This window comes from Rhodobacter sp. TJ_12 (genome assembly GCF_020023995.1).
In the GTDB taxonomy this organism is placed as follows: Bacteria; Pseudomonadota; Alphaproteobacteria; order Rhodobacterales; family Rhodobacteraceae; genus Rhodobacter.
In genome coordinates this window covers 33,602-56,042 of sequence record NZ_NRRD01000004.1, presented here as the reverse complement: position 1 = coordinate 56,042, position 22,441 = coordinate 33,602, and the positions used below count along the sequence as shown (strand labels likewise).

Below are 22,441 nucleotides of genomic sequence, written 5' to 3'. Positions count from 1 at the left end.
GGAGACCGAGATGACCGCCAAATCCGCCAAACCCCCGCTTTTGCTGATCGCCGCCGGTGGCACCGGCGGTCATATGTTTCCCGCCCAAGCGCTGGCCGAGGCAATGGTGCGCCGTGGCTGGCGGGTGAAGCTGTCGACCGATGCGCGCGGCGCGCGCTACGCGGGCGGCTTTCCGCATATGGTGCAGGTGGAAACGGTGGCCTCGGCCACTTTTGCGCGTGGGGGGGCGCTCGCGAAACTCGCTGTGCCGTTTCGCATCGCGGGCGGGGTGATCTCGGCGGTTTGGCGCAACATGTTGGACCGGCCCTGTGTTGTGGTCGGCTTTGGGGGATACCCGACGATTCCGGCGCTGGCCTCGGCCACGCTGTTGCGCATTCCCCGCGCGATCCATGAACAAAATGGGGTGATGGGCAAGGTGAACCGGGTCTTTGCCAAACGCGTGCAGGCCTTTGCCTGCGGCACATGGCCGACCGATCTGCCCAAGGGCGTGCAGGGCATCCATACCGGCAATCCGGTGCGCGCGGCGGTGGCGGAACGCGCGGCTGCCCCCTACATCGTGCCCGGTGACTACCCGATGTCGGTGCTGGTGATCGGTGGCAGCCAAGGCGCGCGGATCTTGTCCGACCTTGTGCCCGCCGCGCTTGCGGCCTTGCCCGAAAACCTGCGCCATTTTCTGCGCGTCGCGCATCAGGCGCGGCCCGAAGATGGTGCCCGTGTCGCGCGCGCCTATGCCGAGGCAGGCATTGACGCCGAGGTGGAGCCATTTTTCACCGATGTGCCGCGCCGCTTGGCCGAATGCCAGTTGGTGATTTCGCGCGCCGGGGCCTCGTCTGTTGCCGATATCTCGGTGATCGGGCGGCCCGCGATCTTGATCCCCTATGCTGTCGCGGCGGGCGATCACCAAACCGCCAATGCGCGCGGGTTGGTCGACGCGGGCGGGGCAATCCGTATGCCCGAAAGTGCCGCGAGCGTGGAAAGCTTGCGTGATCAGATCGCGCTGGTGCTGGACAATCCCGAAGGGGCAGGGCAGATGGCGCGAGCGTCGCTGAGCTATGGCATCCCCGATGCCACCGCGCGCCTTGTTGCCCTTGTTGAACAGCTTGCAGGACCAAAGACATGAATGCCACCAAACTGCCCGGGGAATTGGGCCCCATCCATTTTGTCGGGATCGGCGGCATTGGCATGTCTGGCATTGCCGAAGTGCTGCTGACGCAGGGCTTTTCGGTGCAGGGCTCGGATATGAAAACCTCCAAGATCACCGAGCGTCTGGTGGAATTGGGGGCCGAGGTCTTTGAAGGCCAGCGGGCGGAAAATATCGGCGAAGCGGCGGTCGTCGTGATTTCTTCGGCGATCAAACCGGGCAACCCGGAACTGGAAGAGGCGCGCAAACGCCAGTTGCCGGTGGTGCGCCGCGCCGAAATGCTGGCCGAACTGATGCGGCTGCGCTCCAACATTGCGGTGGCGGGCACGCATGGCAAAACCACCACTACGACGATGGTGGCGACGCTTTTGGATAAGGGCAATTTCGACCCGACCGTGATCAATGGCGGGATCATCCATGCCTATGGCTCGAACGCGCGTGCGGGCGCAGGCGAATGGATGGTGGTGGAGGCGGACGAGTCCGATGGCTCGTTCAACCGCTTGCCCGCGACCATCGCCATTGTGACCAATATCGACCCCGAGCATATGGAGCATTGGGGCACGATCGAGAACCTGCGCAAAGGCTTTTATGACTTTGTTTCGGGCATTCCGTTTTATGGGCTGGCGGTGTGCTGCACCGACCATCCCGAGGTGCAGGCGCTGGTGGGCAAGGTCAATGACCGCCGCGTGCTGACCTTTGGGTTTAACGCCCAAGCCGATGTGCGCGCGGTGAACCTGACCTTTGAAAAGGGCAATGCGCATTTCGACATTTTGCTGCAAGCCGAAGACGACGGGTCGATGATCGAGGGCTGCACCCTGCCGATGCCGGGCGATCATAACGTCTCTAACGCTTTGGCCGCCGTGGCTGTGGCGCGTCATCTGGGTATGAAAAAAGACGAAATCCGCGCGGCTTTGGCGGCCTTTGGCGGGGTGAACCGCCGCTTCACCAAAGTGGGCGAGGTGCTGGGCGGCGTCACGGTGATCGACGATTACGGCCATCACCCGGTGGAAATCGCCGCCGTGTTGAAAGCGGCGCGTCAGGCCGTGTCGGGCACGCCCGGGGCGCGGGTGATTGCTGCGCATCAGCCGCACCGCTATTCGCGGCTGGCGTCGCTTTTTGACGATTTCTGCACCTGTTTCAACGAGGCTGACGTGGTGGCGATTGCCGATGTCTATGCCGCCGGCGAAGACCCGATCCCGGGGGCTAGCCGCGATGATCTGGTGTCAGGCCTTATTCGCCATGGCCATCGCCATGCTCGCGCGCTTTTCAACGAAGACGATCTGGCGCGGCTGGTCAAGGAACAGGCGCGTCCGGGCGATATTGTCGTTTGCCTTGGCGCGGGGACGATTTCGACTTGGGCGCAAGGTCTGCCCGCAAAGCTCGCCTAGGCGCCGTCAGGGAAGGGAGGCCACCATGACACTTTCGCTTGTCGCCGCCTGTCTTTGGGTGGTGGTGGCTTCGGTCATCGCGCTGGGGCCGCAACGCTACCATTGGCCCGCCGCTTGGGGGTTGATTGCGGTGGGGGTGCCGATCCTTGGATGGGTCACTTGGCAAAACGGCGCGATTTGGGGGCTGGTGGTGTTGGCGGCTGGCCTCAGTGTGTTGCGCTGGCCCGTGCGGCGGCTTTTCGCCAACCTGCGCCGGGCCGAACGCTAGGGTGTGATTAGGCCGTGCCTTGCTGCGGCGCGGGCGGATAACCGACGCGGGCACGCGGCTCGACCGCGCGGCGTGCAGCCTCGGGGTCCATGCTGGGGCTGGCCGGGCGCAGCGGCGTCGGCGCTTCGCGCAGCCAACGTGCGATGATCAGCCCGAACGCCCCCCCGGCAAAGAAGCCAAAGGTGGCAGCGGCGGCAAACAGCATCCAGTCATGATACCCGGCCGTCAGGCCAAGCACGATGACGGCACCGGTGGTGACGGCCATGGAGACGGATACGACGGTCAGGCGCAAAAGCGGTAGGCGCATGGTATTCTCCTGTGATGGGCGCGGATTGAACAGGCACAACGCCCGGTTGCGGCGTGGGTTCCATTGGTCACGCAAACGTGTGCGGGGCGGCGCCCCCTTGCCGCCTCTGCCGCGCCGCGTTAGGGCAGGGGGTATGGATAGCCTTTCTTATACCCCGCGCGGCGTGCTGACGCCGCAACGCTCGTTGGCCGATCTGACGTGGTTGCGCGTGGGCGGTCCGGCGGATTGGTTCTTTCAGCCCGCCGACGAAGCGGATCTGGCGGACTTTCTCAAGGCGCTGCCTGAAAATGTCGCGGTGTTTCCGATGGGCGTGGGGTCCAACCTGATCGTGCGCGATGGCGGCATTCGTGCGGTGGTGATCCGGCTTGGGCGGGGCTTTAACGGCATTGACATTGACGGCGAAACCGTGACCGCAGGCGCCGCCGCGCTTGATGCCCATGTGGCGCGCCGCGCGGCGCAGGCGGGGCGCGATCTGACCTTTTTGCGCACCATCCCGGGCAGCATTGGCGGCGCGGTAAAGATGAATGCGGGCTGTTATGGCTCCTATGTGGCCGATCATCTGATTTCAGTGCGGATTGTCACCCGCGCGGGCGAGGTTCAGACGCTGCCGGTTGCGGCGCTCAATCTCGCCTATCGGTCCTCGCAACTGCCCGAGGGGGCGGTGATCGTGGCGGCGACCTTTCGCGCGGCGCAGGGCGACCCCGAAGCGCTGGAGGCACGGATGGCCGAGCAAATCGCCAAGCGCGATGCCAGCCAGCCCACCAAGGAACGCTCCGCCGGATCGACCTTCCGCAACCCCTCGGGCGCATCGTCCACGGGGCGCGCCGATGACACGCATGAGTTGAAAGCTTGGGCGGTGATCGACAAGGCGGGAATGCGCGGTGCAACCTTGGGCGGCGCGCAAATGAGTGAAAAGCATTCCAATTTCTTGATCAACGCGGGCGGGGCGACGGCCCAAGATCTTGAGCAATTGGGCGAAGAGGTGCGCAAAAAGGTTTTGCAGACGCAGGGAATTTCGTTAGAATGGGAAATCATGCGTATCGGCGAATATTGAGACCCGATCCGCAACAATAACAAGATGCATGGGCAAGCCCATGCGGGCAAAACAAATGCACGGGGCAAACCCCGGCAGAGGCGAAAGTGGCGGGTATGTCGAGCAGGGCAACCCCCCTTGTGGCGGTATTGATGGGCGGACCCTCGGCAGAGCGCGAGGTGTCCTTGTCGTCTGGGCGTGAATGCGCCGTGGCACTGCGCAAGGCGGGATACGACGTTCTGGAGATCGATGCGGGGGCGGACCTCGCGCAGCGGTTGCAAGCCGCTGCGCCCGATGTTGTGTTCAATGCATTGCATGGCCGTTGGGGCGAAGATGGCTGTGTGCAGGGGCTGCTGGAATGGTTGCGCCTGCCCTATACCCATTCGGGGGTGCTGTCTTCGGCGCTGGCGATGGATAAGATCCGCGCGAAAGCGGCCTATCAGGCGGCGGGGCTGCCGGTGGTTGACAGCCGCTTGGCCAGCAAGGCCGAGGTCGCCGCCGCCCATGTGCTGCCGGTCCCCTATGTCGTCAAACCGAATAACGAAGGTTCCTCGGTCGGGGTCTATTTGGTGATGGAAGGCGCGAATGCGCCGCCGGTGCTGGATGACGCCATGCCTGAAGTGGTGATGGTCGAGGCTTACGTGCCGGGCCGCGAACTGACCTGCACCGTGCTGGGGGATCGCGCGCTGTGCGTGACCGAGATCGTGACCGAGGGCTGGTATGACTATGCCGCCAAATATACTGCGGGCGGGTCGCATCACATCTGCCCCGCCGATCTGCCCGAAAATATCACCGAAGCCTGCCGCGATTATGCCCTGCGCGCCCATCTGGCCTTGGGCTGCCGGGGGGTGAGCCGCACCGATTTCCGGTGGGATGCGGCGCGCGGGCTGGAGGGTCTGATCCTTTTGGAAACCAACACCCAGCCGGGGATGACGCCGACCTCGCTTGTGCCAGAACAGGCCGCCGCCGAGGGGATGGATTTTGCGCAATTGTGCCGCTGGATCGTGGAGGATGCCTCATGCGACCGCTAAGCGCCGATCCGCGCTATCCGCGCCCGCCGCAGGCTGCCCGGCGCGGCCCGGTCGTGGCACCGCAAAAGCAACATGCCCCCAAGCCGCCGCGCCGCGCCGCGCCCTCGCGCTTGGCGTTCCGGCTGGAGCGGTTGTGGCTGACGCCTTTCGTGCGGCTGGTCACCCGGATCGGTCTGCCGGTCTTTTGCGTCACGCTTGGGCTTGGGCTGTGGCTGGGCGATGCCGGGCGGCGCGCCGATCTGATCGAACGCTATCTGATCGTCAAAACCCAAATTCAAAACCGCCCCGAATTCCGCATTTCGACGCTGGATGTTGCGGGGGCCTCCGCCGAGGTGGAGGGCGCGGTGCGCGCGCTGTTGCCGGTGGGCCTGCCCGCGTCGCGCTTTGCCATCGATCTGGATGCCTATCGCGCCGCGATCCGGCGGCTTGACGCGGTCGAAAGCGTGGCGATCGTCGTGCAATCGGGCGGCACGCTGGAGGTGCGGGTTCAAGAACGCACTCCGGTGATCTTGTGGCGCACGGCACGCGGGATCGAGATGCTGGATATGACCGGGCATCGCACGGCCTCGCTGACGCGCCGCGATGCGCGCCCCGATCTGCCGCTGATCGCAGGGCAGGGGGCGGATAAGGCCGTGCCCGAAGCGCTGGCGATCCTTGCGGCGGCAAAACCGATTTTGCCGCGCGCGCGCGGCCTTGTGCGGGTGGGGGAGCGGCGCTGGGATCTGGTGTTGGACCGCGATCAGCGCATTTTGCTGCCCGAAGACAACCCTGTGCGCGCCGTGCAACGCACGCTGGCGCTCGATACCGCCGAAGATTTGCTGAGCCGCGATTTCACCCGGCTCGATTTACGTAATGAAACCCGCCCGACGATCCGGCTAAGCAGCGCGGCGCTTGACGCGCTTCATGACGCCAAGGGCATCACCTCAGCAAAGGCCTCCCCATGACCGAGTTTCACCGGACTCAACGCGCCATGCGGACGATGCGCACCGCAGCCATGAGCCGCGGCGTGATCGCGCTTTTGGATATTGGCACTTCGAAAGTGTCTTGCCTCGTGCTGCGGTTCGAACCGCCCGAGCCCGCCAATGACACGGTGATCCCGCTTTACCGGCAATCTGCAATGCGGGTGGTGGGCGCGAAGACGATCTGTTCGCAAGGCGTGCGCTATGGCGAGATCGACGCGATGGTGGAAACCGAACGTGCGATCCGCACCGTGGTGCAGGCGGCACAGAAAATGGCCAATACCCGCGTCGATCACGTCATCGCCTGTTTCGCAGGCGGCGATCCGCGCAGCTATGGGTTGGCTGGTGAGGTGGCGGTTTCGGGCGGCCATGTCGATGAACAGGATGTGGCGCGGGTGCTGGCGGCCTGTGACATGCCCGATATCGGGCCGGGGCGCGATGTGCTGCATGCCCATCCGGTGAATTTCGCGCTCGACCATCGCTCGGGTCTTGCCGATCCACGCGGCCATGTGGGGGCGACGTTGGCCACCGATATGCATATGCTGACCATCGATGCGGCGGCGGTGCAAAACATCATCCATTGCATCCGGCGCTGCGATCTGGAACTGGCGGGGCTGGCCAGCTCGGCCTATGTGGCGGGTTTGTCGGCGCTGGTGGAAGATGAGCAAGAGCTGGGCGCGGCCTGCATCGATATGGGCGGCGGCGCCACGGGCGTTTCTATCTTCTTGAAAAAACACATGATCTTTGCCGATGCGGTGCGCATGGGGGGCGATACTGTGACCCGCGATATTGCCGCCGGGCTGCAAGTGCCGATGGCCATGGCAGAGCGCATCAAGACCTTTCATGGTGGGGTCTATGCCACCGGGCGCGACGACCGCGAAATGATCGAACTGTCGGCCAATTCGGGCGATTGGGAGAAAGACCGCCGCACCGTCAGCCGCACCGAGTTGATCGGCATCATGCGCCCGCGCGTCGAAGAGATTTTGGAAGAGGTGCGCGCGCGGCTGGATGTGGCGGGCTTTGAGTATCTGCCCAGCCAGCAAATCGTGCTGACCGGCGGCGCAAGCCAGATCCCGGGGCTGGACATGCTGGCGGCCAAGATCTTGGGCCAGAATGTGCGGCTGGGCCGCCCGATGCGGGTGCAAGGCATGCCCGAGGCGGCGCGTGGGCCAGGCTTTTCCGCGATGGTGGGGCTGGCGCTGTTTGCGGCCTGTCCGCAAGACGAGTGGTGGGATTTCGAGATTCCCGTGGACCGGATGGGCGGGCGCTCTTTCAAGCGTGCGGTGCGCTGGTTCCGCGATAATTGGTAAGACAACTGCAAGGGGAGTACGGATTCGATTCCCCCATATGATGGCGTTTGCGCGAAATACCGCCAAAGGCGGCATTTCCGTGGCCATATTTTGTGGATTTCTCGTGTTTTTTGAGTGACGGCCCTCAAATTCATAGGTAGTATCCATTTAATTTCGGGGACAGTCGGCCGGCACAAGGCCGCGGGAACACACAGGCGGACTCCAATGACCTTGAATCTGAGCATGTCAGAGCACGAAGACCTCAAGCCGCGGATCACCGTGTTCGGTGTGGGCGGCGCGGGCGGCAACGCCGTCAACAACATGATCGACAAGGCGCTTGAGGGCGTCGAATTCGTCGTGGCCAACACCGATGCGCAGGCGCTGCAACAGTCGAAGTCGCGTGCGCGCATCCAGATGGGGGTGAAGGCGACCGAGGGTCTGGGCGCGGGCGCGCGTCCCTCTGTTGGGGCCAGTGCCGCCGAAGAAACGATCGAGGAAATCGTCGATCATCTGGTGGGCGCGCATATGTGCTTCATCACCGCCGGGATGGGCGGTGGCACCGGCACCGGCGCGGCCCCGATTATCGCCCAAGCGGCGCGCGAATTGGGCGTTCTGACCGTCGGCGTTGTGACCAAGCCCTTCCAATTCGAAGGGCCGAAGCGGATGCGTCAGGCCGATGCAGGGCTTGAGGCGCTGCAAAAGGTCGTCGATACGCTGATCATCATTCCGAACCAGAACCTGTTCCGTCTGGCGAATGAAAAGACGACCTTCACCGAAGCTTTCGCGATGGCCGATGACGTGCTTTACCAGGGCGTCAAAGGCGTGACCGATCTGATGGTCCGCCCCGGCCTGATCAACCTCGACTTTGCCGATGTCCGCGCCGTGATGGATGAAATGGGCAAAGCGATGATGGGCACGGGCGAAGGCACCGGCGATGACCGCGCCGTTGTGGCCGCCGAACAAGCGATTTCGAACCCGCTGCTGGATGAAATCAGCCTCAAAGGCGCCAAGGGCGTGCTGATCAACATCACCGGTGGCTATGACCTGACGCTGTTCGAACTGGACGAAGCCGCGAACCGCATCCGCGAAGAAGTCGATCCGGATGCGAATATCATCGTTGGCTCGACGCTCGACCCGGAGATGGAAGGCGCGATGCGCGTGTCGGTCGTGGCGACCGGGATCGACGCGGTGGCCGCAACCGCCGAAGTGCCGGTGCCGCGCCGGTCGATGGCCGAACCGCTGAAACCCGCCGCGTCCGAGCCGGAACCGGCCAAGCCCACGCTGCAAGTGACCTCGGCGCAGCAAGTGCCGGCACAACAGCCCGCCGCGCAGCAGCCCGATGCCGCGCAGGGCTATGAGCGCAACCTATTCGAAGCCCCGGCCGAAGCGCCTGCCGCCTATCAGCCGCCGCAGCAGCCGATGCAACCGGCTGCCCAGCCGATGCGCGCCCAGCCCGCCGCGCAAGTCGCGCCGCGCCCGGCGGCGCCGCAGCCGCAGGCGCAGGCCGAAGACGAGCTGCCGCCCCCGGCCTATCAGCCGCGCCCCGAGCCGCAATATGAGGCTGAGGCCCCCGGCTATGGCGAAGATGCCAGCTTCGTCGCGCCGCGCCCGCGCGCGCCCGGCCAACCCTCGCCCGAGGCGCTGGCCCGGTTGCAGGCTGCGGTCAGCAAAGTGCCCGCCGGTGGCTATCAGCGCCCCGCCGCGCCGCAACAGCCGATGGCTGCCAGCCGCCCCGCTGCCGCACCGCAGCAAGGTGGGGAAAAAGGCCGCTTCGGCATCAACTCCTTGATTAACCGTATGACGGGTCATGCGAGCGAGGGGAGTGCTGCGACTCAGCGTGCGATGCCCGCCGCGCCGCAGCATCAAGCTTATGAGGATGAGGCCGAAACCGATCAGGATCGGATCGAAATTCCGGCTTTCCTGCGCCGTCAGGCAAATTGACGCATCACGAAATGTCGCAAAGGGGCCGGGGAAACCCGGCCCTTTTTCGTTTCGTTCCAAAGGCTTGGCGCTGAATCGGCGGGGTTTTGCCGGGGCGTTACGGTTCTGTTTCAGTTTGTTGCAAAAGGTGAATTGTGATGTGGGCAATGCGCTTTTAACTGACACTGGGAACCCCGCTCCGGGTCGGAGAGTTTCGGGGGAAGGGAAAGAAAGGCCGCACAATCGTGCAAATCACGCTTGCGAAATCTGTCGCCTTCACCGGCACCGGCCTGCATTCGGGCAAGCCTGTGCGCATGGTGTTGCATCCGGCGACCGCCGATCACGGTATCACGTTCCGCCGCACCGATGTGGTGGGGCTGAACCCGCGTATTCCGGCGCTGTGGAACATGGTCACGCCGTCGAAGCTGTGCACCTTGATCGAAAATGACGCGGGCGTGTCGGTCTCGACCATCGAACATATCATGGCCGCGCTGGCGGGGCTTGGCGTCACCAATGCGCTGATCGAAATCGACGGCCCCGAAGTGCCGATTCTGGATGGGTCTTCGGCGCCTTTTGTCGCGCAGATCCGCCGCGCCGGGCTGCGCGCGCTGGCCGCGCCGCTGGCGGCGATCCGTGTCCTTAAATCCGTCGAAGTGTCCGAGGGCGTAGCGACTGCCCGGCTGGAACCCGCCACCGCGCTGGAGATCGATTTCGCGATCGAGTTTGACGATGCCGCGATTGGCAAACAGGCCAAACGTTTGAGCATGTCGAATGGGGCTTTCGTGCGCGAACTGATGGACAGCCGCACCTTCTGCCGTCAGGCGGATGTGGATTTCATGCGCGCCAATGGTCTGGCCTTGGGCGGCACCTATGAAAACGCCGTCGTGGTCGAGGGGGCAAAGGTGTTGAGCCCCGGCGGGCTGCGCCATACCGATGAGGCCGTGCGCCACAAGATGCTGGATGCGATGGGCGATCTGGCGCTGGCCGGGGCCCCGCTGCTGGCACGTTATGTCGGCAATCGCGCGGGCCATGCGCTGACGAACAAGCTGTTGCGTGCGCTTTTTGTTGATGCGACCGCGTGGCAGCGCGAGACCTGCTCGCTCGAACAGGTGCACCGTTTGCCCGGCGCAGGCGTGCTGCGCCCCGCATCTGTGGCCGCTCGTTAAGCTTTTCAACGATCTACAGCATCTTGGGGCAGGGGGCGCGGCTTATGCGCCATCTGCCCCGTTTGTTATCGGTCACGGTTGTGAAAACCCGGCGCCAAAGGGGCGAAAGGCGTTTTGCGCAGCCGATTTTTCTGTGCTAGGACGAGCGAAGCACGGCGCTTTAAGCGGCGTCGTCAACGATGGGCCGGCACGGGCCGGCAACCAAACGGGAAGAGGCAGGGCATGGCACTGGGCAGAACGGCGGCGCTTCGGGTCGGAAGTCTGGTGCTGATTGCGACTTTGGCCGCTTGTGGTGGGGGCTCTGACAAAGAACCGCCGCTGGAAAATTTCACCGCCGAAGAAATTTACAAGCGCGGCGAATATGAACTGGAAGTCGGCAACCCGCGCCGCCCGGTCGAAGCGCTGCGCTATTTTTCGGAGGTGGAACGCCTTTATCCCTATTCGGAATATGCCAAGCGCGCGCTGATCATGCAGGCCTTTGCCCAGCACAAGGCCAAAAAATACGAAGAGGCGCGCGCCGCCGCGCAGCGCTATTTGGACACCTATCCGGGCTCGGAAGATGCAGCCTATGCCAAATATCTGCTGGCGCTCAGCTATTATGATCAGATCGACGAGGTCGGTCGCGACCAAGGCCTGACCTTCCAGGCCTTGCAAGCCTTGCGCGCGGTGATCGAGGAATATCCCGACAGCGATTATGCCCGCTCGGCCGCGCTGAAATTCGATTTGGCCTTTGACCATCTGGCCGCGAAAGAAATGGAAATCGGGCGGTTCTACCTCAAGAAGGGCCATTACACCGCCGCGATCAACCGCTTCCGCGTCGTGGTCGAACAATACCAAACCACCACCCAAACGCCCGAGGCGCTGATGCGTCTGGTCGAGGCCTATCTGTCGCTCGGGCTGACCGACGAGGCACAGACTGCCGGGGCGATTCTGGGCCATAACTTCCAAGCCTCGCCCTTCTATGAAGACGCTTATAAGCGGCTGAAAAAGCAGGGGCTTGAGCCCGAGGCCAAGGGGAATGGCTGGCTGGCCACGATTTATCGTCAGGTCATCAAGGGGGCGTGGCTCTGACCCCGAACCACGGGGGAAGGGTCGCCTTCGGGGGCTGACATGCTGCGCACGCTCGACATTCGGGATATGTTGCTGATCGACCGGCTCGAACTGGATTTTGGGCCGGGTCTGAATGTGCTGACCGGCGAGACCGGGGCGGGCAAATCCATCTTGCTGGATTGTTTGGGCTTCGTGCTGGGCTGGCGGGGCCGCGCCGAACTGGTGCGCCAAGGCGCGGCGCAGGGCGAGGTGGTCGCGGTCTTCGATTTGCCCGCCGATCATCCCGCGCGCGGCGTTTTGGCGGCGGCGGGGCTGCCGGTGTCGGATGAATTGATCTTGCGCCGGGTGAACAGCACCGATGGCCGCAAAACTGCCTATATCAACGATCGGCGCGCCTCGGGCGAGGTGCTGCGCAGCGTTTCGGCGTCTTTGGTGGAATTGCATGGCCAGCAAGATGACGGCGGGTTGTTGAATGCGCGCGGGCACCGCGCGGCGCTGGATGCGTTTGCCGGGCATGACCGGCTGTTGGCGGACACCCGCGCGGCGTGGGTGGCGCGGGCGGCGGCGGCGAAACGTCTGGCCGAGGCACAGGCCGCGCTTGCGGCGGTGAAGGGCGAAGAGGAATTTCTGCGCCATGCCGTGGCCGAACTGGACAAGCTGGCCCCCGAACCCGGTGAGGAAGACCGGCTTGATGCACAGCGCCGGATGATGCAAGCGGCGGAAAAGATCCGCTCGGATGTCGCGCGCGCCGCGCAGATGCTGGGCCCTGAAGGCGCCGAGGGGGCGATGCGCGATGCCGATCGTTGGCTGCAAGGCGCGGCGGATCGGGCCGAGGGGCAGTTGGATGCGCCCTTGGCCGCGTTGGAGCGCGCCTTGATCGAATTGGGCGAGGCCGCGGCGGGGGTGGAAACCGCGCTTGAGGCGATGTCCTTTGACCCGCATGCCTTGGAAGCTTGTGAGGAACGGCTGTTTGCCCTGCGTGCGGCGGCGCGCAAACATGGGGTGTTGCCCGATGATCTGGCCGATCTGGCGCAAAAGCTGTCGGATCGCTTGGCCGCTTTGGATGCAGGTGAAGAGGGGATTGCCGGGCTGGAAGCCGAGGTTGCAGCCGCGCAAAGCCGCTATGAAGTGGCCGCGAAAGCGCTGTCCGAGGCGCGCCGCGCCGCGGCGGGCAAGCTGGATGCCGCGATGGCGGCGGAACTGGCGCCGCTAAAACTCGACCGTGCGGTGTTTGCCACGCTGATCGGCGCGGGCGAGCCGGGGCCAGAGGGCAGCGACGCCGTGGCTTTTACCGTCGCCACCAATCCCGGTGCGCCCGCCGGACCGCTGGATAAAATTGCCTCTGGCGGGGAGCTTTCGCGCTTTTTGCTGGCCCTCAAGGTGGTTTTGGCGCGTGGCGCTGATGCGCTGGTGCTGATCTTTGACGAGATCGACCGGGGCGTGGGCGGGGCCACCGCCGATGCGGTGGGGCGACGGCTGGCCAAACTGTCCGAGGGGGCACAGGTTTTGGTGGTGACCCACAGCCCGCAGGTGGCGGCGCGCGGTGCGGTGCATTTTCAAGTGGCGAAATCGGTCGAAGGCGGCATGACCACTTCGCGGGTTGTGCCTTTGGCGCCTGCGGAACGGGTGGATGAAATCGCGCGGATGATTTCGGGTGCCGAGGTCAGCGACGCCGCCCGCGCGGCCGCGCAGTCGCTTTTGGCGGGCTAGGACCTAGCCCTCGACCACGAATTGCGCCGAGACGATCTGCCAGCCCGCGCCGACACGTTCCAGCGTCGCGCAAAAGGCCGCGCCAATCCGCCCGGCTTCGGCCCCCTGCGCATCGACCAGACCCGACAGAACGAAGCGTTGCCAGACCACCGCCGCGCTGTCGCCCATGGGGCGCAGCCGGGTGCGCCCGGTCACCAGTCGCGCCCGCTGAAAGGCGCCCGCAAATTCGCCCGCCAAAAGCTCGGCGATTTCCTTGGGGTTTTGCGCCGCGCCGCCGGTGAGGCTGAGAAACTCGCCATCGGGGGCAAAAAGCGCGGCGATGCCGCGGGCATCATGCGCGCCCCAAAGGGCGGCGAAACGGCGCGGCAGATCGGCAGGATCGGCCAGCATCACACCACCCCTTTGGCATCTGGCACCAGCTTGCCGGGGTTGAGGATATTTTGCGGATCAAGCGCCTGTTTGATCGCCCCCATCACGCCCCAGGCGGCCCCGTGTTCTTCGGCCATCATATCGCGTTTGCCCAGCCCAATCCCGTGTTCGCCGGTGATCGTGCCGCCCATCTCTAGCGCCATATGCGCCAGATCATGCGCCACATCCTTGGCCTTTTGCAGCTCTGCGGCATTGTCGCGATCAAGCAGCACGATCGCGTGGAAATTGCCGTCGCCCACATGGCCAAGGATCGGCGCGGTCAGCCCCGCCGCATCCAGCATCGCGCGGCCTTTGGCCACCGCTTCGGCCAGCCGCGACATCGGCACGCAAACATCGGTCACCAGCCCCATGCAACCGGGCCGCGCAGCCAAACAGGCGGAATAGGCGCCGTGGCGCATTTTCCACAGCCGGTTGCGGTCTTCGGTGGTGGTGGCCCATTGAAAATCGGCCCCACCCATTTCCGTCACCACCTCGCCAAAGCGCGCGCTGGCCTCGGCCACGCTGGCGTCTGAGCCGTGAAATTCGATCATCAGATGCGGCTTTTCGGGCAGGCTGGAGCCGTTCATTTTGTTGAAGACACGCGCGATTTCGGCATCGACAAATTCGATCCGTGCCATCGGGATGCCCATTTGCATCACCATTTGCACGGTCTCCACCGCCGTTTCCAGCGTGTCAAAGGCGCAAACCGCCGAGGAAATCGCCTCGGGGTGCGGATGCAGCCGCAGGGTCAATTCGGTGATCAGCCCCAAGGTGCCCTCGGACCCCAGCATCAGCGCGGTCAGATCATAGCCCGAGGCCGATTTTGCCGCGCCCGAGCCGGTGCGGATCACCTGCCCATCGGCTAGCACCACCTCAAGCCCGGCCACGTTATCGCGCATGGAGCCATAGCGCACCGTCGTGGTGCCGCTGGCGCGGGTCGCTGCCATTCCGCCAAGCGAGGCATTGGCGCCGGGATCGACCGGGAAGAAAAGCCCGGTGGCGCGCAGATCGGTGTTCAACGCTTCGCGCGTGATCCCCGGCTGCACCCGCACCAGCCGATCTTCGGGCCGGGTTTCAAGCACCGCCGCCATGCGCCGAAAATCGACCACAATGCCGCCCTTGATCGCCAAGGCATGTCCTTCAAGCGAACTGCCCGCGCCCCAGCCCACAACCGGCACATGATGCGCGGCACAAAGCTTGACCAGCGCCGCCACTTCGGCAGTGGTTTCGGGATAGGCCACTGCCTCGGGCGGGGTGGGGGCAAACCATGTCTCGGAATGCCCATGCAGATCGCGATCGGCCTGCGTGCGCACCAGACGTGCGCCCAATAGAGTCTCTGCCTCTTGCCAGAAGGATGCCTGTCCCATTCTTTCCTCCGCCGTTTCGCTTCTCATAGGCCGTTCATGCGCGCGCCGAAAGGGGCGAAAAAATCACATCCGTTTGTCGCCGATCAATGTGCTTGTATTGCGCCGCCGTTAGGAGGACACATGCATGCGCCTGACTCCGTTCGGGGGGAGCCGGAAGGCGCGAAAAGTCGATCACGAAAGGAGTCCGGCATGATCTTCGAAAGCCGTATGTATGACGAACTGCAACCGGGAATGAGCGCCGAGTTGCGCCGGCTATGCACGGCAGATGATATCTATGCCTTTGTTGCGGCAACGGGCAATCACAACCCGATGCACGTTGAACATCAAGATGCCGAGGGTCAGAAGGCCCAGCCCTTGGCGCCGGGTCTTTTCGTGGCGTCGATGCTGTCATCGCTTCTGGGCTCGATCTTGCCGGGGCCGGGCACGCGCTACCGCGACCAAACGCTCAGCTTTCACGATTACGTGCAGGCTGGCGAAGAGTTGGTGGCCAAGGTCACCGTGCATTCCAAGGAAGCCAGCGGGATCGTGCTGCTGAACACAGAGGTGCGCCGGGTCGGCGATGATGCGCTGATCTGTTCGGGTCAGGCGCGGGTGCACGCGCCCGAGAAATACATCCGTTACGAAGAAATCGACGCGCCGGGGCTGATCGTGCAGCGCCATCGCCATTTCGAAAAGCTGCTCGACAAGGCCGAAGACCTGCCCGAACTGGCCACTGCTGTCGTCTGCCCCGAAGAACAGACCGCGCTGGAAGGGGCGCTGATCTCGGCCGAGCGCGGGCTCATTAAACCGATCTTGATCGGCAAACCCGAAAAAATCGAAGCCGCGGCCAAGGCGCTTGGCAAATCCTTGGCCGATTACGAAGTGGTCGAGATGATGACGCATCGCGATGCGGCGCGTCAGGCTGTGGCCTTGGTGCATGAGGGCCGTGCGCAGGCGATCATGAAAGGGCATCTGCACACCGACGACCTTTTGCGCCCGATGCTGGATAAGCAAACCGGGCTGCGGATCGGGCGCCGGTTTACCCATGTTTTCGTGATGGATGTGCCGGGCGTCAGCCATCCGCTTTTGGTCACCGATGCGGCGATCAACATTGCCCCCGATCTGGCCACCAAGGTGGACATTTGCCAAAACGCCATCGATCTGGCGATCTCGCTCGGCATGGAAACCCCGAAAGTGGGCGTTCTCAGCGCGGTGGAGACGGTGAACCCGTCGATGCCGTCGTCGATCGATGCGGCGCTGCTGTCGAAAATGGCCGAACGCGGCCAGATCAAGGGCGGCGTCGTCGATGGCCCGCTGGCGATGGATAACGCGGTCGATATTGGCGCTGCGCGCACCAAGGGGCTGCGCGGCCCGGTGGCGGGGCAGGCCGATGTGTTGGTGGTGCCGGGCATCGATGCGGGCAACATGCTGGCCAAACAGCTTGCCTATATCAGCCATGCGGAAGCTGCGGGCGTCGTGCTGGGCGCGCGGGTGCCGGTGATCCTCAATTCGCGGTCTGACAGTGCGATGGCGCGTCTGGCCTCGGCTGCTGTGGCCTCGATCCACTGGAACCGGTTGTCGGAGGGCCATTGATGACACGCGCAATTTTGACGCTGAACGCGGGCTCGTCCTCGCTCAAACTCGGTCTGTTCGACGAGGAATTGACCGCGCTTGCCACCGCCCATGTGGACCGTCTGGCCGCACCGGAAGCCAGCCTGAAACTGAAAGATGCCGAGGGCGCGGCGATGCCGGTGCCCAACCTTGGGCCGGATGATTTCGCCACCCATACGCTGGCGCTGCGCTCGGCGCTGTCGGCCTTTCGGAACGATCTGCCGGGGCTAGAGATCATCGCGATCGGCCACCGCATCGTGCATGGCGGGGTGGATCACGCCGAACCCGAACCGGTGACCGAGGTGCTGCTGGACCATCTGGAACGGCTCAGCCCCTTTGCGCCTTTGCACCAGCCGCACAATCTTGCGGGGGTGCGCGCCTCGACCGAGGCGTTTCCGGGCGTGCCGAATGTGGTGTGTTTCGATACGGCCTTTCACCGCGGCCATCCGTTTGTCGAGGATACCTATGCCCTGCCGCGCCACTATTACGAAAAGGGGCTGCGCCGCTACGGCTTCCATGGGCTAAGCTACGAATATATCGACAGCGTTCTTGCCGCCGAAGAGCCAGAGGTGCGCGCTGGCCGGGTGGTTGTGGCGCATCTGGGATCGGGCGCGTCGATCTGTGCAATCCGGGGCGGCAAATCGATTGCCTCGACGATGGGCTTTTCCACCCTGTCGGGGCTGCCGATGGGCTCGCGCGCCGGGGAGTTGGATGCCGGCGTCGTGCTATACCTGATGGATCAGGAAAAGATGGGCGCCGCCGAAATCACCGAATTGTTGTTCAAACGCTCGGGCCTTTTGGGCATGTCGGGCGTGTCGAATGACATGCGCACGCTCGAAGCCTCCAAGGACCCGCATGCGCGCGAGGCGATCGATTATTTCTGTCACCGCGTGGCGCGCGAGATTGCCTCGCTTGCCGCGGCGATGGGCGGGATCGACGGGCTCGTGTTTTGCGGCGGGATCGGGGAAAACTCTGCGCTGGTGCGGGCCGAAGTTTGTGAAGCGCTTGGCTGGGCCGGGGTCGAGGTAGATGCCGAGGCGAATGCCACCCATGCGCGCGCGATTTCGACCGGGCGCGTGGCAGTGCGGGTGATCCCGACGAACGAAGAACTGGTCATCGCGCGGGCGGCCAAAGGGGCGCTGAAGCTCTAGGCCTGTCTTTACTCTAAGGCCCGACTTTAAAGGTGTTTCGCCCCGCTGGCGCGGGGCGACCCGCCGGGGGCTGTGCCCCCGGATCTTCCGAAATCGCCCCAAAGGTTGCCCCTGTCAAAGGGGGCGGCGCATCTCAAAGCGGGGCGCAAACCGCTTTCAGCCAATCGCGCGCGGGGGCAGAAACCAGCGGGCCGATGCGCGCAAACACCCCGGCGTGATAGGTGTCGAGCCAGTCACGTTCGGCGGTGCTAAGCATCTCGGCCACGATCAAGCGCCGGTCGATGGGCACCCATGTCAGGGTGGCAAAGCACAGATGGTCGCGCTCGTCGCCGATCTTCGGGGCGGTCTCGACCAAGATCAGGTTTTCGATCCGAATGCCCCAATGCCCCTCGTGATAATGGCCGGGCTCGTTCGACAAGATCATTCCCGGCGCCAGCGGCACATCTGAAAGCCGCGAAATCCGCGCCGGGCCTTCATGCACGCAAAGCGCCGCGCCGACGCCATGGCCGGTGCCGTGGTCGTAATCCATCCCGGCGGCCCAAAGCGCCGCGCGCGCCAAAGCATCTAGGTCGCGCCCGGCCAGCCCGCGTGGGAAGCGCGCACGCGACAGGGCGATCATGCCTTGCAACACGCGGGTAAAGGCCTGCGCGGCGCCGGTAGGCGGGGCGCCCACAGCCAGCGTGCGCGTGATATCGGTGGTGCCATCGGGATATTGCGCGCCGCTGTCGATCAGCAGCACGTCACCGGGGTTGACGGGGCGGTTCGTCGCCTCGGTCACGCGGTAATGGACAATCGCGCCATTTTGACCCGCGCCGCAAATCGTGTCGAAGCTGATATCAAGAAGCTGGCCGGTGGCCCGGCGCGCCTCTTCCAGCGCTTTGACCACGTCAATCTCGGTCAGGGTGCCCTTGGGGGCCTCTGTGTCGAGCCAGCACAGAAATTCGACCAAAGCCGCCGCATCGCGGATATGGGCGGCCTTCATCCCCGCCACCTCGGCGGCGTTCTTGCGCGCCTTGGGCAAAAGACACGGGTCTTCGGCGCGCAGAACGGTCACATCGGCTTCGGCCAATTCGCGCGCGACTTGCTGCGGGGCCGAGCCGGGGTCAACCAGCACCGGCCCGGTCAGAGAGCGCAGCCCGGGCGCAAAAGCCGAAACCGGGCGCAAGGTGACCGCATCGCCCAAATGCGCGCGCAGCGGCCCGTCGATTTTCGCGCTATCTACGAACAGCGTCAGATGCCCGTTGGCATGCAAAACCGCAAAGGCCTGCATCACCGGGTTGCGCGGAATATCCGCGCCACGAATGTTCAAAAGCCAAGCGATGGAATCGGGCAAGGTCAGCACGGCGGCTTCGGCCCCCAATTCGGTCAGTGCTTCGCCAAGACGGGCGCGTTTGTCCGCGCTGCTTTCGCCCGCGAATTCCGGCGGATGCACCCGTGCGGGCTGTTGCGGCGGGGCAGGGCGGTCGGGCCAGATCGTATCCACCAGATTGGCGCTTTCGACCAGCGTGACCCCGCTGCCCTCCAGCGCGCTGCGCAATTCCTCGATCTCGCGGATCGTGTGCAGCCATGGATCAAAGCCGATCCGCGCGCCTTCGGGCGCATGGGCGCGAAGCCACGGGCCAAGCTTTTGCTCGGGCCAGTTGACCGGGGTGAAGGCGCTTAGATCCACCTCGGCGCGCACCTGCACGCGGTAGCGGCCATCAATGAAAATGCCCGCCAGATCGGGCAGCACCGCGCAAAAACCGGCCGAGCCGGTGAAGCCCGTCAGCCACGCCAGCCGGGCATCGCACTCGGCCACATATTCGCCCTGATGCGCATCGGCGCGCGGCACCAAAAAGCCACTCAGCCCCGCTTGCGTCAGCGCCTGACGCAGCGCGGCGAGCCGCGCGGGGCCATGTTCGGGCGCGGAGCGGGTGGTAAAATCTTGAAACATCTTTCCCCCGAAGGCCGGTTTAGATGGCCTTTTTTAGACCCAGCACCCGCGCACGGGCGCGCGGATCATTGTCAAACAGCGCGGCAAGCTGTTCGGTCATCGCGCCCGCCAATTGTTCGACATCGGTGATGGTGACCGCGCGGCTATAATAGCGCGTTACATCATGGCCGATGCCAATGGCAATCAGTTCCACGGCGCGCTTGCGTTCGACCATTTCGATCACGTCGCGCAGGTGTTTTTCCAGATAGATCGCGGGGTTGACCGACAAAGTTGAATCATCGACCGGCGCGCCATCGGAAATCACCATCAAGATCTTGCGCGATTCCGGGCGCGAAACGGCGCGTTTATACGCCCATTCGAGCGCCTCGCCGTCGATGTTTTCTTTCAGCAACCCCTCTTTCATCATCAGCCCAAGGTTGGACCGCACACGCCGCCACGGCGCATCGGCCCCTTTGTAGATGATGTGGCGCAGATCGTTGAGCCGCCCGGGGCTTTGCGGGCGCCCTTCGGCCAACCATTTCTCGCGGGCTTGGCCGCCTTTCCACGCGCGGGTGGTGAAACCCAAAATCTCCACCTTGACCGAGCAGCGTTCCAGCGTGCGCGCCAAAACATCGGCGCAAATCGCGGCAATCGAGATCGGGCGACCGCGCATCGAGCCGGAGTTGTCCAACAGCAGCGTCACGCAGGTGTCGCGAAATTCGGTGTCTTTTTCGACCTTGAAACTGAGCGGCGTGGTCGGGTTCGCCACCACCCGCGCCAAACGGCCCGCATCCAACTGGCCCTCTTCGCGGTCAAATTCCCAAGACCGATTTTGCTGGGCCTGCAAGCGGCGTTGCAGCTTGTTGGCAAGCCGCGCCACCGCCCCCTTGAGCGGTTCCAATTGCTGATCCAGATAGGCCCGCAGCCGTTCCAATTCGGCGGGCTCCGCCAAATCTTCTGCGCGGATTTCCTCGTCAAAATCGGTGGTGAAGACGGTGTAATTTGGGTCGGCCTGCGAATGCGGCGGGGGCGGCGGAGGCTCTGGCGGCGCATCCGCTTGCGGCATCTCCACTTCTTCGCCCAGTTCTTGGTCGGAAATATCGTCTTGGCTGACCGTCGTCTGGGTCTGGTCTTGGCTGTCGTCTTGGCTGCGCTCCGGCGTCGACTCGCTGTCTTCTTCGACCTGATCTTCTTCCGAGCGATCCTCGTTTTGCGCCTCGGGATCGTTTTCGCTTTCCTCGGCCTCGCTGTCGTCATTATTGGGCTCGTCGGGGTCATCGCCCAACTGATCGGCATAGCCCAGATCGGCAATCACCTGCCGCGCGAGCCGCGCGAAAGCCGCTTGATCGGCCAGCACGTGATTGATGTTTTCGAAGTCCTGCCCGGCGCTGTCTTCCAAAAAACCCCGCCAGAGCTCAAGCACATGATCGGCAGCGGCGGGCAATTTGCGCCCCGTTGCCAGTTCGCGCACCAGATAGCCCGCTGCGACTGGAAGCGGCGCCTCGGCCTGCGTGCGGATCTGGCCATAGCCCTTGCGCTCGGCCTCATGGCCGATCTTGAAATCGATGTTGGTCATCGTGCCGGGCATATCGCGCGCGCCCAAAGCTTCGCAGCGCGCGGTTTCCATTGCCTCAAACAGGCTTTTCGCCATCTCGCCCGAGGGCGTGTAGCGCGCGGCGACCTTTGCATCATGGTGGCGTTCGCGCAGCGCCAGCGCATCGCCCGTGCCGCGCGCCATCATGATTTCGTCGCGCGTCATGCGGCGGCTTACCTGTGGCAGGCGCATCGCATCGCCCGCCACGCCGGACGGGTCGACGGTGTAGCTGACCTTCATCTCGGGCGCATCGGCAAGCGTCTTCGTGGCCTCTGCCAAGGCCTTTTTAAACGGGTCGGCGGGGTTTTGCGTGGGCTTCGTCATACTGCATGTAAAGCACCGCCAAGGCGCGCCGTCCAGCGGCACAATGCTTGGGCCGACAAGAACACGAAAAAGCACGGGGGCTGTTCTTTTGCGCGCAGAACCTTGGCTTTTCTTTGCGGCATTGTGCGCCATATTTGAGGAAAGCCACACCGGACACCAGAGGTTCCTATGTCTGACAAACTCAATATCGCCGTCATCCTGTCCTCGACCCGCCCGACGCGGCTGGCCGATAAACCCGCGCAATGGTTCTTGGATTTTGCCCGCGCCGAGCACCCCGAAATGAGTTTCGAACTGGTCGATCTGCGCGATTACGACCTGCCGTTCTTTGACGAGGTCGCCTCGAACGCTTGGGCACCGTCGCAAAATGCCGAAGCGGTGCGCTGGCAGAAAAAGATCGCCGAATTTGACGGCTATATTTTTGTGACCGCCGAATACAACCACTCGATCACCGGCGTTTTGAAAAACGCGCTCGATCAAGCCTATGTCGAATGGGCGAAAAAGCCGATGGGCGCGGTGGGCTATGGCGGCCTTGGCGCGGGGCGCGCGATCGAACATCTGCGCGGCATCGCGGTCGAGCTGCAAATGGTGCCGGTGCGCAACGCGGTGCATATTGGTGGGGGCGATTTCATGGCGATCTCGCCGCTGGGGTCCAATGGCGAAATGTCGGAGATCGCGGGCCATATCGAAGGCTCGGCCAAGGGCCTTCTGGCCGATATCGCGTGGTGGGGCGCTGCCACCAAAGCCGCGCGCGGCTAAGTTTAATAACCGCTCACGAAATGAAAAGCGGCGCGCCAAAGGGCGCGCCGCTTTTCATTTGGCCCGTGATGTAGGGG

19 protein-coding genes are annotated in these 22,441 nt (G+C 64.1%); 14 read left to right on the top strand and 5 right to left on the bottom strand.

Annotation, left to right across the window (positions count from 1 at the left end):
- The first annotated feature begins 10 nt into the window (after positions 1 to 10).
- The 3 genes from CKO11_RS05075 to CKO11_RS05065 are packed head-to-tail and all read left to right on the top strand — an operon-like array spanning position 11 to position 2,797.
- Entirely contained in the window at positions 11 to 1,120 is a 1,110-nt protein-coding gene (locus CKO11_RS05075; protein WP_223633702.1) for a UDP-N-acetylglucosamine--N-acetylmuramyl-(pentapeptide) pyrophosphoryl-undecaprenol N-acetylglucosamine transferase, read from the top strand.
- The gene (gene murC / locus CKO11_RS05070) at positions 1,117 to 2,529 is read left to right on the top strand and encodes a UDP-N-acetylmuramate--L-alanine ligase (protein ID WP_223633700.1); all 1,413 of its coding nucleotides are present in this window, start codon (positions 1,117 to 1,119) and stop codon (positions 2,527 to 2,529) included. Before CKO11_RS05075 ends, murC begins: the two co-directional genes overlap by 4 nt.
- Positions 2,530 to 2,554: 25 nt before the next feature.
- Positions 2,555 to 2,797: a DUF2484 family protein gene (locus CKO11_RS05065; protein ID WP_223633698.1), complete on the top strand. Its 243-nt coding sequence runs from the start codon at positions 2,555 to 2,557 to the stop codon at positions 2,795 to 2,797.
- A gap of 7 nt (positions 2,798 to 2,804) precedes the next feature.
- On the opposite strand, the gene CKO11_RS05060 is transcribed toward CKO11_RS05065, so the two are convergent.
- A complete protein-coding gene (locus CKO11_RS05060) occupies positions 2,805 to 3,104 on the bottom strand; it encodes a hypothetical protein (protein WP_223633696.1) in 300 nt (99 codons plus the stop codon).
- A gap of 133 nt (positions 3,105 to 3,237) precedes the next feature.
- Here CKO11_RS05060 and murB point away from each other — a divergent pair, with 133 nt between their 5' ends.
- The 8 genes from murB to recN all read left to right on the top strand — a co-directional run bounded on the left by murB (position 3,238) and on the right by recN (position 13,262).
- Positions 3,238 to 4,158: a UDP-N-acetylmuramate dehydrogenase gene (gene murB / locus CKO11_RS05055; RefSeq protein WP_223633693.1), complete on the top strand. Its 921-nt coding sequence runs from the start codon at positions 3,238 to 3,240 to the stop codon at positions 4,156 to 4,158.
- Positions 4,159 to 4,253: 95 nt separating this feature from the next.
- Complete coding sequence (locus CKO11_RS05050; protein ID WP_223633690.1) at positions 4,254 to 5,168, top strand: D-alanine--D-alanine ligase; 915 nt, start codon at positions 4,254 to 4,256, stop codon at positions 5,166 to 5,168.
- Positions 5,156 to 6,112, top strand: coding sequence for a cell division protein FtsQ/DivIB (locus CKO11_RS05045; protein WP_223633687.1), 957 nt, complete (start codon positions 5,156 to 5,158; stop codon positions 6,110 to 6,112). The genes CKO11_RS05050 and CKO11_RS05045 overlap by 13 nt, the downstream gene beginning before the upstream one ends.
- The gene (ftsA, locus tag CKO11_RS05040; protein ID WP_223633684.1) at positions 6,109 to 7,437 is read left to right on the top strand and encodes a cell division protein FtsA; all 1,329 of its coding nucleotides are present in this window, start codon (positions 6,109 to 6,111) and stop codon (positions 7,435 to 7,437) included. The genes CKO11_RS05045 and ftsA overlap by 4 nt, the downstream gene beginning before the upstream one ends.
- 204 nt (positions 7,438 to 7,641) lie before the next feature.
- The gene (ftsZ, locus tag CKO11_RS05035) at positions 7,642 to 9,357 is read left to right on the top strand and encodes a cell division protein FtsZ (RefSeq protein ID WP_223633681.1); all 1,716 of its coding nucleotides are present in this window, start codon (positions 7,642 to 7,644) and stop codon (positions 9,355 to 9,357) included.
- A gap of 224 nt (positions 9,358 to 9,581) precedes the next feature.
- Positions 9,582 to 10,502, top strand: coding sequence for a UDP-3-O-acyl-N-acetylglucosamine deacetylase (gene lpxC, locus CKO11_RS05030; protein WP_223633678.1), 921 nt, complete (start codon positions 9,582 to 9,584; stop codon positions 10,500 to 10,502).
- Between the two features lie 222 nt (positions 10,503 to 10,724).
- On the top strand, positions 10,725 to 11,573 hold the full coding sequence (locus CKO11_RS05025; protein WP_223633675.1) for an outer membrane protein assembly factor BamD: 849 nt from the start codon (positions 10,725 to 10,727) through the stop codon (positions 11,571 to 11,573).
- Positions 11,574 to 11,612: 39 nt separating this feature from the next.
- On the top strand, positions 11,613 to 13,262 hold the full coding sequence (gene recN, locus CKO11_RS05020) for a DNA repair protein RecN (protein WP_223633672.1): 1,650 nt from the start codon (positions 11,613 to 11,615) through the stop codon (positions 13,260 to 13,262).
- A gap of 3 nt (positions 13,263 to 13,265) precedes the next feature.
- Here recN and CKO11_RS05015 read toward each other — a convergent pair whose 3' ends face one another.
- Together CKO11_RS05015 and CKO11_RS05010 are read right to left on the bottom strand one after the other, a co-directional pair.
- Complete coding sequence (locus tag CKO11_RS05015) at positions 13,266 to 13,652, bottom strand: SgcJ/EcaC family oxidoreductase (protein WP_223633669.1); 387 nt, start codon at positions 13,650 to 13,652, stop codon at positions 13,266 to 13,268.
- Positions 13,652 to 15,037, bottom strand: coding sequence for an FAD-binding oxidoreductase (locus CKO11_RS05010; protein WP_223633666.1), 1,386 nt, complete (start codon positions 15,035 to 15,037; stop codon positions 13,652 to 13,654). The genes CKO11_RS05015 and CKO11_RS05010 overlap by 1 nt, the downstream gene beginning before the upstream one ends.
- Before the next feature lie 189 nt (positions 15,038 to 15,226).
- Here CKO11_RS05010 and CKO11_RS05005 point away from each other — a divergent pair, with 189 nt between their 5' ends.
- Complete coding sequence (locus CKO11_RS05005; RefSeq protein WP_223633661.1) at positions 15,227 to 16,609, top strand: bifunctional enoyl-CoA hydratase/phosphate acetyltransferase; 1,383 nt, start codon at positions 15,227 to 15,229, stop codon at positions 16,607 to 16,609.
- Positions 16,609 to 17,778 carry an acetate/propionate family kinase gene (locus CKO11_RS05000; RefSeq protein ID WP_223633659.1) on the top strand — a complete coding sequence of 390 codons (1,170 nt, stop codon included), beginning with the start codon at positions 16,609 to 16,611 and terminating at the stop codon, positions 17,776 to 17,778. The genes CKO11_RS05005 and CKO11_RS05000 overlap by 1 nt, the downstream gene beginning before the upstream one ends.
- A gap of 133 nt (positions 17,779 to 17,911) precedes the next feature.
- Here the strand turns inward: CKO11_RS05000 and CKO11_RS04995 are convergent, their stop codons facing one another.
- Complete coding sequence (locus CKO11_RS04995) at positions 17,912 to 19,711, bottom strand: aminopeptidase P family protein (protein WP_223633656.1); 1,800 nt, start codon at positions 19,709 to 19,711, stop codon at positions 17,912 to 17,914.
- Positions 19,712 to 19,730: 19 nt separating this feature from the next.
- Complete coding sequence (cobT, locus tag CKO11_RS04990) at positions 19,731 to 21,608, bottom strand: cobaltochelatase subunit CobT (RefSeq protein ID WP_223633653.1); 1,878 nt, start codon at positions 21,606 to 21,608, stop codon at positions 19,731 to 19,733.
- 168 nt (positions 21,609 to 21,776) lie between these two features.
- On the opposite strand from cobT, the gene CKO11_RS04985 reads away from it, so the two are divergent.
- Positions 21,777 to 22,364 carry an NADPH-dependent FMN reductase gene (locus CKO11_RS04985; RefSeq protein WP_223633650.1) on the top strand — a complete coding sequence of 196 codons (588 nt, stop codon included), beginning with the start codon at positions 21,777 to 21,779 and terminating at the stop codon, positions 22,362 to 22,364.
- Positions 22,365 to 22,441: the final 77 nt, after the last annotated feature.